This is a genomic window from Paenibacillus flagellatus (assembly GCF_003217775.1).
Classification (GTDB): domain Bacteria; phylum Bacillota; class Bacilli; order Paenibacillales; family NBRC-103111; genus Paenibacillus_AB; species Paenibacillus_AB flagellatus.
In genome coordinates this window covers 112,012-127,006 of sequence record NZ_QJVJ01000001.1, presented here as the reverse complement: position 1 = coordinate 127,006, position 14,995 = coordinate 112,012, and the positions used below count along the sequence as shown (strand labels likewise).

General features: G+C 59.5%; 16 protein-coding genes. 15 read left to right on the top strand and 1 reads right to left on the bottom strand.

Annotation, left to right across the window (positions count from 1 at the left end):
• The first annotated feature begins 135 nt into the window (after positions 1 to 135).
• The 10 genes from DLM86_RS00570 to DLM86_RS00525 all read left to right on the top strand — a co-directional run bounded on the left by DLM86_RS00570 (position 136) and on the right by DLM86_RS00525 (position 8,044).
• Positions 136 to 2,097, top strand: coding sequence for an FAD-dependent oxidoreductase (locus DLM86_RS00570; protein WP_110838017.1), 1,962 nt, complete (start codon positions 136 to 138; stop codon positions 2,095 to 2,097).
• A 130-nt stretch (positions 2,098 to 2,227) separates the two neighbouring features.
• Positions 2,228 to 2,821 (top strand): TetR/AcrR family transcriptional regulator, encoded by a 594-nt coding sequence (locus DLM86_RS00565; RefSeq protein ID WP_110838016.1) that lies wholly within the window; start codon positions 2,228 to 2,230, stop codon positions 2,819 to 2,821.
• Between the two features lie 30 nt (positions 2,822 to 2,851).
• Positions 2,852 to 3,286 carry a DoxX family protein gene (locus DLM86_RS00560; RefSeq protein ID WP_110838015.1) on the top strand — a complete coding sequence of 145 codons (435 nt, stop codon included), beginning with the start codon at positions 2,852 to 2,854 and terminating at the stop codon, positions 3,284 to 3,286.
• Between the two features lie 289 nt (positions 3,287 to 3,575).
• On the top strand, positions 3,576 to 4,373 hold the full coding sequence (locus DLM86_RS00555; protein ID WP_110838014.1) for an alpha/beta fold hydrolase: 798 nt from the start codon (positions 3,576 to 3,578) through the stop codon (positions 4,371 to 4,373).
• A 20-nt stretch (positions 4,374 to 4,393) separates the two neighbouring features.
• On the top strand, positions 4,394 to 4,843 hold the full coding sequence (locus DLM86_RS00550) for a YdeI/OmpD-associated family protein (RefSeq protein ID WP_110838013.1): 450 nt from the start codon (positions 4,394 to 4,396) through the stop codon (positions 4,841 to 4,843).
• Between the two features lie 31 nt (positions 4,844 to 4,874).
• A complete protein-coding gene (locus tag DLM86_RS00545) occupies positions 4,875 to 5,309 on the top strand; it encodes a YciI family protein (protein ID WP_110838012.1) in 435 nt (144 codons plus the stop codon).
• Positions 5,306 to 6,562 (top strand): RNA polymerase sigma factor, encoded by a 1,257-nt coding sequence (locus DLM86_RS00540; protein WP_110838011.1) that lies wholly within the window; start codon positions 5,306 to 5,308, stop codon positions 6,560 to 6,562. The genes DLM86_RS00545 and DLM86_RS00540 overlap by 4 nt, the downstream gene beginning before the upstream one ends.
• Positions 6,563 to 6,709: 147 nt before the next feature.
• Positions 6,710 to 7,066, top strand: coding sequence for a YciI family protein (locus tag DLM86_RS00535; RefSeq protein ID WP_110838010.1), 357 nt, complete (start codon positions 6,710 to 6,712; stop codon positions 7,064 to 7,066).
• Between the two features lie 113 nt (positions 7,067 to 7,179).
• Entirely contained in the window at positions 7,180 to 7,575 is a 396-nt protein-coding gene (locus DLM86_RS00530) for a VOC family protein (RefSeq protein ID WP_110838009.1), read from the top strand.
• 28 nt (positions 7,576 to 7,603) lie between these two features.
• Entirely contained in the window at positions 7,604 to 8,044 is a 441-nt protein-coding gene (locus tag DLM86_RS00525) for a DoxX family protein (RefSeq protein WP_425453931.1), read from the top strand.
• Between the two features lie 113 nt (positions 8,045 to 8,157).
• Here DLM86_RS00525 and yfbR read toward each other — a convergent pair whose 3' ends face one another.
• Positions 8,158 to 8,793, bottom strand: coding sequence for a 5'-deoxynucleotidase (gene yfbR, locus DLM86_RS00520; protein WP_110838008.1), 636 nt, complete (start codon positions 8,791 to 8,793; stop codon positions 8,158 to 8,160).
• Positions 8,794 to 9,042: 249 nt separating this feature from the next.
• Between yfbR and DLM86_RS00515 the strand changes: the two genes are divergently transcribed.
• The 5 genes from DLM86_RS00515 to DLM86_RS00495 all read left to right on the top strand — a co-directional run bounded on the left by DLM86_RS00515 (position 9,043) and on the right by DLM86_RS00495 (position 14,940).
• Positions 9,043 to 10,098: a LacI family DNA-binding transcriptional regulator gene (locus DLM86_RS00515; protein WP_110838007.1), complete on the top strand. Its 1,056-nt coding sequence runs from the start codon at positions 9,043 to 9,045 to the stop codon at positions 10,096 to 10,098.
• A 90-nt stretch (positions 10,099 to 10,188) separates the two neighbouring features.
• A complete protein-coding gene (locus DLM86_RS00510) occupies positions 10,189 to 11,361 on the top strand; it encodes a Gfo/Idh/MocA family protein (protein ID WP_110838006.1) in 1,173 nt (390 codons plus the stop codon).
• Positions 11,362 to 11,442: 81 nt separating this feature from the next.
• Complete coding sequence (locus tag DLM86_RS00505) at positions 11,443 to 12,369, top strand: ABC transporter permease (RefSeq protein ID WP_245954329.1); 927 nt, start codon at positions 11,443 to 11,445, stop codon at positions 12,367 to 12,369.
• A gap of 12 nt (positions 12,370 to 12,381) precedes the next feature.
• Positions 12,382 to 13,263 (top strand): carbohydrate ABC transporter permease, encoded by an 882-nt coding sequence (locus DLM86_RS00500; protein ID WP_110838004.1) that lies wholly within the window; start codon positions 12,382 to 12,384, stop codon positions 13,261 to 13,263.
• 72 nt (positions 13,264 to 13,335) lie between these two features.
• The gene (locus DLM86_RS00495) at positions 13,336 to 14,940 is read left to right on the top strand and encodes a type 2 periplasmic-binding domain-containing protein (RefSeq protein WP_110838003.1); all 1,605 of its coding nucleotides are present in this window, start codon (positions 13,336 to 13,338) and stop codon (positions 14,938 to 14,940) included.
• The last annotated feature ends 55 nt before the right edge of the window (positions 14,941 to 14,995 follow it).

Sequence of the window (14,995 nt, the reverse complement as noted above, 5' to 3'; positions counted from 1 at the left end):
CGGCCCATAAGCGATCGAAAAAGAGGCATTAACCTTTACGCTTTATAATGGGGACATCCCGACACCATGGGATCTGTGGTCCGGCTGAGGCGACGGCCGAGCTCCGCAGCATTATCATTAGGACGAGGTGTTCCCATGTCGAAAAAATGGATATTCGTAACGGCCATCCTGGTGGTCGTCGTAGTAGGAAGCGGGGCCGGCTACTATAGCTGGCAAAAAGGGGAGCGCTCGGGTAGCTCTCCGTCGCCCCGATCCGCGAATTCGGCGGCCGGCGACAAGCGGGTGTCGCAGCAAGTCGTTTCCGTCGAAGCGCCGAAGGACAACTACGATGTCGTCGTCGTCGGAACCGACCCGGAAGGGGTCGCCGCGGCGGTTTCGGCCGCTCGCAACGGGCTGCGGACGCTGCTGGTGGAAAGCCGGGGACGCGATGTGCTGGGCGGCTTGATGACGGTAGGCTGGCTGAACAGCATCGATATGAACTGGGACCGGACGTCGGCCCCGCTGCCGGGACAGGAGCGGGATTATTTCAACAAAGGGATTTTCGCGGAATGGTACAAGAAGACGGAAGGACATTCCTTCGACGTCGTGACGGCGGCGGACGCTTTCTACAATCTCGTTCGCGCGGAGAGCAACATCGACCTGTACATGAAGGCCGCCGTCGTCGAGCCGATCGTCAAGAAGGAGCAACAATCGAGCACGGTGGAGGGCGTCGTCGTGACGAAGGCGGACGGCACCAAGCAGCAAGTGTCGGCCAAGTCGGTCATCGACGCGACGCAGGATGCGGATATAGCCGCCGCGGCGGGCGCTTCGTTTACGATCGGGCGCGAGGATTTGGGCGATCCCAACTCCCGGATGGCCGTAACCGCGGTGTTTCGCTTGAAACATATCGACGACAAAGCGTGGAAGCTTATCGCCAAACGGCTCAACGGGGACGACGACGTCAACACCGGCGTCGACCGGATGTCCGCCTGGGGGTACGGCAACGAGATGAAGGATTACGAGCCGCTCCACAAGGAACGGGCCAAAATGCGCGGCCTCAATATCGGCCGACAGCTGGACGGTACGATTCTGATCAATGCTTTGCAAATATTCGGAATCGACGGGTTGAGCGAGCAGTCTCGCCGGGAAGGATTGGACATCGCCAAGCAGGAAATTCCGCGCGTCGTCGATTACTTGAAGCAGTTCGAGGAGTTTCGGAACGCCGAGCTGGACGGGATCGCTCCCGAGCTGTACGTGCGCGAGACGAGACATTTGGTCGGATTGTACCGGTTGAGCGTCATCGACCTGCTGGAAAATGCGGACCAATGGGACCGGATCGCGTTCGGCTCGTATCCCGCCGACATTCAGCGGACGTCGCCGTCCGACAACGGCGCGGTCGTCGTCCACCCGATTAAGTATGCGGTGCCCTTTCGGAGCATCGTTCCGCTGCATGTGGACGGGCTGCTCGTCGTGGGACGGTCGGCGAGTTACGACACGCTGGCGCACGGCAGCGCGCGCGTCATTCCGGTCGGCATGGTCGAAGGGCAGGCGGCCGGCGCAGCGGTCAAGCTGGCAGCCGAACGGAACGTGTCGTTCCGCGACCTGTCGCAATCGAAGCCGCTGATCGCCGAGCTGCAGAAGCGTCTGGACGAGCAAGGCATGGAGCTTGCGCCGTATACGCCGGAGCCGCAGCCGTATATGAAGCATCCGGCGTATGAAGGGCTGAAGGCGGCCGTCTATACGGGAATCGCCGTAGGCTCGTACAACAACGAGGCGTTCAAGCTGGACAACCCTTCCAACGCGCAGCGGATGGTCAATCAAGTGAACCATATCAGGCGGATGTACAAGTCGGCGTTTAAAGGAGATCCTTCCGCCGCGGTGAAACAGATGGCCGATCCGGCCAAGCAGCCGCTGACCCTGCAGCAAGCGAGCTTGACGATCGCGAAAGGACTCGGCCTGGACGTCACCGCCGAGACTGCCCAAGCCGAGCTGGAAAGCGGAGGATGGCTGAGCAAGGAGACGATCGGCATGTTCAAGGACGAGCGGAAGCTGACCGACGGGGAAGCTTACATGATGCTGAAGGATGCGATCGCGAAGGCGGCGGGCGCGACGTTTTAAACGGCACCGGGACCGGGCGGCCGAAGATCGAACAGTCACACAAGCGTGTGACTGTTTTTTTCGGTATTTACAAACCGATGGTCGGTTTATATAATAAAACAAGGAAACGAATGGAACGGAGGAAACGGCGTTGAAGCAGGAAGAACGCAGACAGCAAACGATGCGGCTGTTGATGGAAACGACAAAAGAGCTGGTGCTGGAGAAAGGCTGTCCTTTCGTTACGATGCAAGACATCATGAACCGGTCGGGCTTGTCCAAGGGGGCGATCTTCCACTATGTGAAAAGCAAGGACGAAATTTTTGTCCGGCTCCTGGACGAACGGCTCGAGGAGACGAACGCGCGTTTCCTGCACGAAATCGAGCAAGGCCGGCTGACGTTCGAGGAGCCGATGCAGGTGATCCGGGAAAGCATCGTCGCTTACGGGGAGGCTCACGACGCGACGAACAAAGTGCTGATGTATTTGCTTGGCAAAGAAGACGCCCCGGTCGTCGCGGCGGGACTGAAGCGGTATTACGAGCGGTCCGTTGCGTTATCCCGGTTGTGGATCGAAACGGGGCAGCGGCACGGGCGAATACCGGAGACGATCGATGCCGAATCGACGGCGGAGCTGTTCGTGCTCCTGACGTTCGGCCTCCGCGTTCGCGCCTCCATCCCGGACGCGAAGGCGGTCGTATCCGGGCACGATTTGGCGTCGTTTATCGCCGACAAGCTCCATCCCCGCTAAGCGGGAAGCCGATCGAAGGGAGAGATTGTTGTGGTACCGTTTTATGCGCTGATCGCTGCTTTTTTGTTGTTCCAAGGACTCGGCCTGCTCGGCGTCCCTTATTTCGCAGGGTGGCACACCTCGCTGCAGGGGGCGGTCGCCGTCATGATGCTGCTGACGGCCTCCGCGCATTGGGGACGCCGACGCCCGGATCTGATCCGCATGGTGCCGGCCGGCTTCCCCCGGCCGGATCGGATCGTGACGATTACGGGGGTGCTGGAGCTGGCGGGGGCCGTCGGTATTTTGCTGCCGGCCACTTCGCGAGCGGCCTCCGCAGCTTTGGCACTCCTGCTTGTCGCCATGTTCCCGGCCAACGTGAAAGCGGCGCGAGAACGATTGACGATCGCCGGGCAGCCCGTGCCGAGTCTGCTGCCTCGAACGGTGCTTCAGATCGTCTTTGTTGCGGCGATTGTTCTGGCCGGCTAGTCCGTCGGCCGAGCGGCAATATCGTAAGCTCTCCTTTCGCTAGGGGAGCTTTTTAGGCTTTATTGGGGCTTTTTAATTGAGAAGATAACGGGAACGAAGCAGGTATTTCCTTCCATAAGTCGAAAAAGTAAAAGTATAATGCGGACCATGAAACGCCCCTAATCTTCACTCCAAAGCTCCAAGGTACATTTTCTCGAAAAAAAATAAAAAAAATCAGACACATCCGGTCGATTCTTGTTGAAGCCATACGTTGTTGTATTGGATGGTCAAAATGAAACCGGGAGGCGCCATGAAAACGGTAATTTCGAAAGACGGCACGACGATCGCTTACAGTAAGCTGGGAAGCGGCCCGCCGCTCCTGCTGGTCGACGGAGCGCTTTGCAGCCGAACGAACGGCCCCAATGGAGCCTTGGCGGCACTGCTGCAGCAGCATTTTACCGTGTATACATACGACCGGAGAGGACGCGGAGAGAGTGGAAATAACGCCGCTGCCTACTCGGTAGATCGTGAAATCGAGGATATGTCCGCGTTGATCGAGGAAGCAGGGGGAGCCGCATTCGTGTATGGCATATCCTCGGGTGCCGCGCTGGCGCTTGAAGCGGCGAAATGCCTTCCGTCGATCAGGAAGCTGGCGCTGTACGAGGCGCCTTTCGTGACGGACGACAGTCGTCCGGTCGTTCCGGACGGCTACGAGGAGAAGTTGAAGGCGCTTCTCGAAGCGAATCGGCGCAGCGCGGCCATCAAGCTGTTCATGCGCAAGGGAGTCGGGCTGCCGGCCCCGGTTGTGGCCATGATGCCGCTTATGCCCGCTTGGTCCAAGCTCAAAGCGGTCGCACACACGCTCCCGTTCGACACCCGCTTGACGATCGAACACCAGAAAGGCCGCAAAGATACGCTCCGCCGATGGGCAAACGTCCATGTTCCCGCCCTCGTCGCAGTCGGCGGCAAGAGTCCGGCTTGGATGCGCAACGCCATGCGGTCGTTGGCGGAGGCTCTGCCGAATGCGAAGCAGCAAACGCTGCCCGGGGAGACGCATATCGTGAAAGCCGCCGTCTTGGCGCCCGTTTTGGCAGATTACTTTAAATAAAAACCACGGGAGGGAATCAAATGGCAACGTTTACCGCCACATTGGAGTTGCACGGAAAGACCGCGACAGGCATTGAGGTTCCGGAGGAGATTGTGGCCGGATTGGGCGGCGGCAAAAAACCGGCCGTTCGCGTAACGATTCGAGGCTACACGTATCGGACTACGGTTGCCGTGATGGGCGGCCGCTTCCTGATTCCGGTCAGCGCCGAGCACCGGGAGAAGGCGCAGATCGCTGCCGGCGACATGCTCGAGGTGGAGCTGGCGCTCGATACCGAGCCCCGCGAGCTTGTGGTGCCGGCCGATTTCTTGGAAGCGTTGGCACGGCACGAGAAGGCGAAGTCTTTTTTCGAGGGACTGTCTTACAGCAACAAGCGGCGTTTCGTATTGAGCATCGAGGAGGCCAAGACGGCCGAAACGAGACAGCGGCGAATCGAAAAGGCCGTCAGCACGCTTGCGCTTGAAATAATGTAACCAAAACCAAAATTTCCAGGAGGGGTTAAGGATGAGATTCATGATCCTTGTCAAAGCCACGCCAGAGACGGAAGCGGGTCAACCGCCGAGTCAAGAGCTCGTGGATGCGATGTTGAAGTACAACGAAGAGCTGGTCAAAGCGGGGGTGCTCGTTGCCGCCGAGGGACTGCATCCGAGTTCGAACGCGATCCGGATCTCGTATCCGGAGCCCGGAGGCAAGCCGAAAGTGGTGGACGGCCCATTCACGGAAGCGAAGGAGCTGATCGCCGGCTTCACGCTCATCGAGGTGAAATCCAGGGAGGAAGCGATCGAATGGGCGCTGCGGATGCCGGATCCGTATGGCGACGGCAAAAGCGAGATTGAGGTGCGCCAAGTTTTCGAAGCGCCGGAAATCTTCGTGGACCCGGAATCGCTCGCCAAAGAGGAGCATTTGCGTGAAACGGTGACCAGGCGGAAAAGAACGTGACGGATTCCGCCCTTCATCGAACGATCGACGCGATCTGGCGAATCGAATCGGCCAAAATCATCGCATGCCTCGCCCGGATGGTCCGCGACGTGGGGCTTGCGGAGGACTTGGCGCAGGACGCGCTGCTGATCGCCATCGAGCGCTGGCCGTCCGACGGCATCCCGGAAAAGCCAGGCGCCTGGCTGATGACGACGGCCAAACGCCGCGCCCTGGACCTGCTCCGTCGAAACAAGCTGCGCGAGCAGAAGTACGAGGCGATCGGCAGGGAGATGGATACGCGGCATGACGTGGATTTCGATGCCGTTCTGGAAGAGGATTTCGGGGACGATTTGCTGCGGCTGATTTTTACGACCTGCCATCCAGTCTTGTCCACCGAGGCGCGTGTGGCGCTGACGCTTCGGCTGCTCGGCGGACTGACGACCGAGGAGATCGCCCGTGCGTATTTGGTCGCCGAGGCTACGGTCGCCCAGCGGATCGTGCGCGCGAAGAGGACGCTTGCGGAAGCTCGCGTTCCTTTCGAGGTGCCGCCGAAGGCCGAGATGGCCTCTCGGCTGTCGTCCGTGCTCGAGGTCATTTACCTCATGTTCAACGAAGGGTATTCCGCCTCCTCGGGCGCGAGCTGGATTCGCCCCATGCTGTGCGAAGAGGCGCTGCGGCTCGGACGGATCCTGGCCGAGATAGCGCCGGGCGAATCCGAAGTTCACGGCCTGGTAGCCCTCATGGAAATCCAGGCTTCGCGGTTCAAGGCACGCGTGAACGCAAAGGGCGAGCCTGTGCTGCTGCTGGACCAGAACCGGGCGCTCTGGGATCACCTGCTGATCCGACGCGGGCTTGCCGCCCTCGATCGCGCCCAGCAGACGGGCCGTCCGCTGGGTCCCTATGCGCTGCAGGCCGCCATCGCCGCCTGTCATGCGCGGGCCCGGACGGCGGCGGAGACCGATTGGGTACGCATCTCGGCGCTGTACGATGCGCTCTCTCGGGCCGCGCCGTCACCGATTGTGGAGCTGAACCGCGCCGTCGCCCTATCCATGGCGTTCGGTCCGGCGGTGGGGCTTGAAATCGTCGACCAGCTGCTGTCGGAGCCGTCCCTGCAGCGCTATCACCTGCTGCCGAGCGTTCGCGGCGATTTTCTAATGAAGCTCGGCCGCAAGCCGGAAGCCTGCCTCGAATTTCAGCGGGCCGCATCGCTTACGCAAAACGTGCGTGAGCGTGAGTTGCTCTTGAAGCGCGCCGCCGAGTGTGCGGAGGAATGACGACTCACGCCGACGCCCGGCCTACCAACCGCCCGATATCGGGCGGTTTTTTTTCTAATTTTTTTCCCGGCTCGTCGATTTCTCTCCATTCCGTTCGTTGTGACAGTAGAGGCAACTCTAAAGAGTAACGACAGGAGGGACTGACTCATGCGATTCATGATGATCGTCAAGGCGACGAAGGATTCCGAAGCCGGCAAACCGCCGAGCCGACAGCTGCTTGATGCGATGTCCAAGTACAAGGAGCAGCTCAAAAGGGCGGGGGTGCTCATCACAGCCGAAGACCTCCGTCCAACCGTTGACGGCTTTCGCCTCGCGCAACCCGTTCGGGGCGGGAAAGTACAGCTTACGGACGGTCCGTTCACCGACTCGAAGGGACTCATCGCGGGCTTCACGCTGATCGACGTCCGATCGCGGGAAGAAGCGGTCGAATGGGCTCTTCGCATGCCGGATCCCCACGGACTTGGCGAAGGAGAGATCGAAGTGCGCGAGGTGAAAGAAACGTAGCGGCAATTTTTTTTTTAAAAGTTTTTGCAGGCGTGTCGATTTCGCGGGTACCCGTTCGTTGCCTTAATGAAGGCAACAAAAAACCAAAAACCAAATTCGAAAGGATGTTGAACATGAAAGCACAACTGAACGCTTATATTCATTCGGAGGATGCGAGAACGCAAGCGGGTTTCTATCAAGAAGCTTTGGGAGGGCGGATTGCGTCCGTCACAACCTTCGGCCAGATGCCGGGGATTCCGGCGGAGAGCCAACATAAAGTGATGCACATGGCGCTTGAGGTCGCGGGCGGCAATGTCCTGTTCCTGTCCGACTCCTTCGGACCGGCGAGCGGCGGGCGTTCCCTTTCGCTGGCGCTCTCCTTCACGCAGGAGGACGAGGCGCGTGAGGCATTCGGGAAGTTGGCGAACGGCGGGACGGTCAAATTTCCGTTCGAGCCGCAGCCGTGGGGAGCTTACTACGGGGAGATCGAAGACAAGTTCGGCGTCCATTGGCAAATCGTGAAACAATAAAATCGAGGAGGAGGAGCGTAAGATGATGATGGAACGCGAATTGAAGATGAAGACGGTAACGAACGCGGAGACGAATAGGAAGAGTGAAATGTCGAAAGCACGCGTATGGACGGCACGGATCATGAGCGGGATTGTCATTCTGTTCATGCTCTTCGACGGGATCGGGAAAATGGTCGGGCCCGAACCGGTTGTCAAAGCGACGCTTGAGCTCGGATTTACGGAGCGGCATATGGCGGTCATGGGGGTTTTGGGCTTGCTTTCCACCGTTCTGTATATGATTCCTCGCACTTCCGTTTGGGGTGCGCTGCTGCTGACGGGTTATTTGGGCGGTGCGATGGCGGCTCAGCTGCGGGTGGATGCCCCGCTATTTTCAAACCTTTTCTTTCCGCTCTACGTTGCGATTATATTGTGGGGAGCCCTTTGGCTGCGGGATGAGCGATTACGGAAGCTTCTGTCTCTTAAAGGCTGACGCTGCCGACTCCCGATTCGAGAGGCGAGATCCAGCCGATCAACGTATGCAAGCGCGATGAAGCCGATCCGGTACCCGCCGAGGGGTACCGGATTTTTCGTTGCGGCGGTCCTTTACGGTGCGCCGTCCCGCTCCGCCGGCTTGGACGCGTCAAGCGCTTCGTCGGCTTCGTTCAGCTCGTCGAGCGTCCGCTCGAAGCTCGGGGCGAGATGCCGCAGGAAGTAGCGGATTTCGGGCATGTCGAGCCGTTCGATCGACTGCTCGATCTGCTTCTTCGCGACGGCGAATTCGCGGTTGCCGGCGGACAGCTCGGAGACGCACTTCAAGTAGGCGTCCAGCAAGTCCGCCGCCTTGATGTAGCGGGCGTGCTCCGGATCGGCCGGCTTCGTGCCGACAAGCGGGCGGTACGCGTCCTTGAGCTCGTCCGGCACCATATTGAGGAGACGCTCGGCGGCCAGCCGTTCGATGTCGCGGAAGCTGCGCAAAATGTCGGGATTATGATGCTTGACCGGTGTGGGGATATCACCCGTGAATACTTCCGTCGTATCGTGGAACAGCGCCGCGGTCACGATCGTCTCCGTCGGCAGGCCGCGGCCGTAGACGACGTTGGCGATCGTGCACAGCGCGTGCGTCAGCAGCGAGACGTGGAACGAATGCTCGGCGACGTTCTCCTTGACGACGTTGCGCATCAGGCTCCACCGTTCGATATAGCGTAACCGGTACAAATAAGCGAGAAAATGGCTTTCCATGGCGGGTCACCTCACCTGCATTATACAGGAGGCGGGCGGACAACGCCATGGCGGGGAAACGCCGTGCAAACCTCAATTAGTTTGGGCCCAAAAATGTCGCCAATTTACACAAGCATTACACAAAAAAGCTTTGACAAACCGTTTCTGACGCTGGTATCATAAGCCTATAATGTTTGGGGCAAATAAATCGAGAATTGCCCAAAACGACGTCCCGATCCATCCATCGACCAAAGGGGAATCGACGAAAAGTTGCCAACACTCAAAGATATCGCACGGCACGTCGGCGTCTCCATCTCGACCGTGTCCCGCGTCATCAACAACGATACGAGCCGGCACATCAGCCAGGAGACGAAATCGAAAATATGGAAGGCGGCCAAGGAGCTGGGCTACGAGTCGCCGGCGCCGTCCGCCGCCGGGCCCAAAGCGGGGAACGGTCCGTCCGCCGCCCGCCAAATCGGCTGCATCGTGTCCGTGCCGCAAAACAAATACAATCACCCTTACTTCTCTCCGATCCTCGCCGGCATCGAGAAGAAGCTGGGCGAGCTCGGCTATACGCTCGCGTACGTGCTGACGATGGACGAAATCCAGAGCGAGGCGGCGATGCGCAAGCTGATGCACGAGACGAAGCTGGAAGGCATCGTCATCGTCGAAGGCATCCATCCGGACGTGTACGAGTATATCAAGAAGGTCGTCCCGTCCGTCGTCGGCATCGACATCAGCGACCCGACCGTTCCCGTCATTTCGTACGACCGGGTGCAGGCGGCCAAGTCGGCCGTACGCCATCTGATCGATCAGGGCCACCGCCGCATCGCCTTCATCGGCGGCGCCGGGCTGACCGGCGACATGGAGCGCGAGAAGCGGTTTCGCGGGTATCAATACGCGATGCAGGAGGCGGGCCTCGATGTCAAGCCCGACTGGGTCATCAATGCGGGCTGGGACGTGGGCGTCAGCTACTCGCGCATGGCAGCGCTGATGGACGGCGACGCCGGCCTCCGACCGACCGCCGTATTCGCCGCGAGCGACATGATGGCCATATCGGCGATGCGGGCCGTGGCGGAGCGGGGGCTGCGCATTCCGCAGGACGTCGCCTTCGTCGGCCTGGACAACATCGAAGTGTCGCAGTTTACGTCGCCGCCGCTCACGACCATCCATATTCCGAAAAGCGAAATCGGCATGATGGCGGCGAAGGTGCTCGTCGACCAGATCAACGGGGCGAACCCGCTTCCGTTCAAGCTGTTCATGCCGTTCGAGCTGCTCGTCCGGCAATCGTCTTCGTACACTCGAATAGGCGATAGTAGCGGTTGATCCGCTAGTATCCCTTTTTTTCGGCTGGTAGCCAAACAATCATAATATTTGGGCCCAAAACAACATGGCGCGAAAGGGGAAACGGGAATCATGGAGCAAATTCGCATCGGCGTCATCGGCCTCGGCTGGCGGGCCGGGGTTACGAAATATTGGCATCAGCCGAACGGCAGGTCGGTCGTCGTGGCGGGGGCGGACGCCGATCCGGCCCGCCTGGGCAAATTCCGCGAACGGATCAATCCCGACGCCGACGTGACACTGGACTACCGGGAGCTGCTCGAGCGCAAGGACATCGACGCGATCGTCGTCATGACGCCGGACCGGTGCCACGACGAGCACGCGGTGGCGGCGCTCGAAGCGGGCAAGCACGTATACTGCGAGAAGCCGCTCGCGATAACGGTGGAAGGCTGCGACCGCATTCTGGAGGCGTGGCGGCGTTCCGGGAAGCAGTTCATGATCGGCTTCAACATGCGCTACATGAACATGTACCGGACGATGAAGGAGATCGTCGCTTCCGGCGAGATCGGAGACGTGAAGGCGGTGTGGGTGCGTCACTTCGTCGGTCTTGGAAGCGATTACTATTACCACAGCTGGCACGGCAGCTCGCGCAATACGACCTCGCTCCTGCTGCAGAAGGCGTCCCACGACATCGACCTCATCCATTGGATCACGGGCCGTTATACGACGAAGGTGTCGGCCTTCGGCGGGGTCGACTATTTCGGTGGCGGCAAGCCGAACGATCTTACGTGCCCCGAATGCGCGGAGAAGGAGACGTGTCCGGAAGCGCGCTTCGGCCCGCTTACGCAATGCGCGTTCCGCGAGGAGGTGGACGTCGAGGACAACAGCATGGTGCTGATGGAGCTGGAGGGCGGCGTCAAAGCGTCGTACATGCAGTGCCATTTCACGCCCGATTACTTGCGCAACTACACGGTCATCGGCACGGAGGGCCGCATCGAAAACTCGGAAACCGAAAACCGGGTGTACCTGAAATCGCGCAAATCCGGCACGTGGCGCGATTTGTCGGACCGGATCTACGACATCAAGAAGGCCGAAGGCTCGCATAACGGGGCGGATCCGAGAATATGCGAAGACTTCATCGACATGATCCTGCAAGGCAAAGAGCCGATCGCCCAGCCGATCGCGGGCCGCATGAGCGTGGCGGTAGGATGCGCGGCGACGGAATCGATGAGAGCGGGCGGCATGCCGGTGCGGGTGAAGCAGCCCGAGCCGTGGATGCTCGGCCTGCAGCCGTTCGCGGCCCGATAAGGCCGCATCATCTCATAATCGCGTTCGGGAAAGAGGGGGAACGAACCTTTGGGCAACGCCGCCGTAACGGAAGCGAAACCGATCGAAGCCCGGCAGACGAAGTGGTCGGCCTTCAAGCGGTCGTTTCGCAAAAATTGGGACTTGTACTTGTTAATATCGCCCGTCATCGCTTACTTCCTGATCTTCGACTATTACCCGATGTACGGAGTGCAGATCGCCTTCAAAAACTTCATCGCCGCCAAAGGCATATGGGGCAGCGATTGGGCCGGCTTCATGCATTTCGAGCGGTTTTTCAAAAGCTTTTACTTTTGGCGCCTGATCAAAAACACGCTCGGCATCAGCCTCTATTCGCTGCTCGTCGGGTTTCCGATTCCGCTGCTGCTCGCGCTCATGATCAACGAGGTCGGCAGCAAGCCGTTCAAGCGGTTCGTGCAGACGGTCACGTATGCGCCTCACTTTTTGTCCACGGTCGTCATGGTCGGGATGATTCTCATCTTCCTCGATCCGAGACACGGCATGGTCAACCTGTTCGTCCAATGGCTCGGCTTCCAGCCGATCAGCTTCATAACCGAGCCGCAATGGTTCAAGTCGATCTACGTCTGGTCCGGCGTCTGGCAGGGGATGGGCTGGAGCTCGATCATTTACTTGGCCGCGCTGGCCGGCATCGACCCGACGCTGCACGAGGCGGCCCGGGTGGACGGGGCGAGCCGCCTCCGCCGCATCTGGCACATCAACCTGCCGGGCATCCTGCCCACGGTCATCATCTTGCTCATCCTGAACGTCGGGCATCTGATGGGCGTCGGCTTCGAAAAAATTTATTTGATGCAAAACGATTTGAACAAGGAAAGCTCGGACGTCATCTCGACGTACGTGTACACGAGCGGGATCGTCGGCGCCCAGTACAGCTTCTCGGCCGCGGTCGGCCTGTTCAACTCGGTCGTCAACTTCGTGCTGCTCGTCTCCGTGAACTATATCGCCAAAAAACTGAACGAAACCAGCTTGTGGTAAGGAGGAAGACGAATGAAGGAAACTTGGGGGGACCGGACGACGCTGGCCGTCATCTACGGGCTGCTGTCGCTCATTCTCGTCGCCGTGCTGTACCCGCTCGTCTTCGTCGTAAGCGCTTCATTCAGCGATCCGGCGGCGGTCATGCGAGGCGAGGTATGGCTGCTGCCGAAGGACTTGTCGCTTATCGGGTACGAGCGCGTATTCGCGAACAAAGAAATATTGAGCGGCTACATCAACACGATTATTTATACGGTCGTCGGCACGGCGGTCAACTTGGCGATGACGATCGCCGCCGCTTACCCGCTGTCGCGCAAAGATTTCATGGGCCGCAACGTCATAACGGCGTTCATCGTGTTCACGATGTTTTTCAGCGGCGGCTTGATCCCGACCTACCTGCTCGTGAAGAAGCTCGGCATGATCAACTCGATGTGGGCGCTCATCATTCCGGGCGCGGTGTCGGTCATGAACATTATTATCATGCGGACGTTTTTCCAGGCGAGCGTCCCGACCGAGGTGCAGGAATCGGCGGAAATGGACGGCTGCACGAACATCCAGACGCTCGTCCGCATCGTGCTGCCCTTGTCGATGCCGATCATCGCCGTCATGATCCTGTTCTACGCCGTCGGCCATTGGAACGCGTACTTCAACGCCTTGATCTACTTGTCCGACCGGGACAAATACCCGCTGCAGCTGTTTTTGCGGGAAATTTTGATCAAATCGGAGATGGACCAAATGACGTCGAGCATGGACTTGTCGGTCCAGAAGCATCTGATGGAGGCGGAGGCGATCAAATACGCCATCGTCATCGTCTCGAATTTACCGGTATTGCTCCTGTATCCGTTCCTGCAAAAGTATTTCGTGAAAGGCATGCTGATCGGCGCTATCAAGGGCTAATATCCGCCAAACGGTCCTTGTTTCGCAATAGAAGTCATCATCCAATCGAATCATGGGGAGGGTCCACCTGACATGAAATTCAAGAAGCTGACCTCGCTTGCGCTCGCCACGGTTATGACGGCCGGGCTGACGGCCGCCTGCGGGGGCAAGGACGAGCCGGGAGAGAGCGCGGCGCCGAATGCGGGCAAAGATGCGGGCGTGAACGTCACCGGTTTTCCGATCGTGAAGGAGCCGATCAAGCTGACCTTTTTCGCGGGCAAGGCGACGTCGGCCCCGGCGAACTGGAACGAGCTGCCGGTCTGGAAAGAATACGCGAAGCAATCGAACATCGAGGTCGACTTCCAGCTGACGCCGGCGGAAAGCTTGACGGAGAAGCGCAATCTCGTCCTGACGGGGGGCGATTACCCGGACGCGTTCCATACGGCCCGGTTCTCCAGCCTCGACGTGGCGAACTACGGCGCCCAAGGCATCTTCATCCCGCTGAACGATCTGATCGACAAGTACGCGCCGAACTTCAAAAAGCTGCTGGATCAATATCCCGAGGTGAAGCGCGGCTTGACGATGCCGGACGGAAACATCTACTCGTTCCCGACGTTTTACGATCCCGCTTTCAAGTCGGTGCTGATCGGCACGAAGCTGTGGTACAACCAAGCGTTCCTCGACGCGCTGAACATCAAGGCGCCGACGACGACGGACGAACTGTACCAATATTTGAAGGCCGTCAAGACGCAGGACCCGAACAAAAACGGCAAGCCGGACGAAATTCCGTACGCCGCGAGCGGCTACGGCTCCCTGCTCGACGAGCTGAAGGGCGCATGGGGTCTCGGCAACCGCGGCAACATGCATCCGCGCGTCGACGTCGATCCGCAGACGAACAAGCTGCGCTTCATTCCGGCGGATCCGCGCTACAAAGAGCTGCTCGAATATATGAACAAGCTGTACAAGGAAGGATTGTTCATCGACAACGTCCTGACGATCAAAGGGCCGGAGGTCAATACGAAGCTCGCCGAAGGCGTCGTCGGCGCCTCGGAGACGAACAGCCCGCACGCGATCGGCGGCGTGACGATCAAAAACTTCGTCGGCGCACCGGCGCTGAAAGGGCCGCACGGCGACCAGGTCTTCTCGCGAGCGCGCTCGCCGCTCATCGACGTCGGCGCGTTCGTCATCACGAACAAAAACAAGCATCCGGAGGCGACCGTCCGCTGGATCGACCATTTCTACGGCGAGGAAGGCAGCAAGCTGTTCTTCATGGGCGTCAAAGGACTCAGCTACAACGAGAAGCCGGACGGCACGCTCGAATATACGGAGGAATACAACAAGGATTCGTCCAAGTTCGTCTCGTGGGCCGGCGGATTCTACCCGGCGATGCTGACGTCCAAGACGTTCAAGGGCGGCGAAGCGTCCGCTCCGAGCATGGCGGCGGCGAAGCTGGTCGAGCCGTATTGGCCGAAGGAAGTGTGGCCCGCGTTCACGTATACGCAAGACGAGCTGAACCGGTTCAGCCCGCTGTCGACGGACATCAACAAGTACGTCGACGAGATGACGACGAAGTTCATCGTGGGCGACGTGCCGTTCACCGAGTGGGACAAATACGTGAGCACGCTGAACAAGATGGGCTTGGCCGACTATTTGAAGCTGTATACGGCGGCTTACGAACGGTACAGCGGCGGCAAATAACCGGCTAAGCGGGACGACTAGGGTAACGGCGCCCCAGGCAATCGGGAATGCGCAT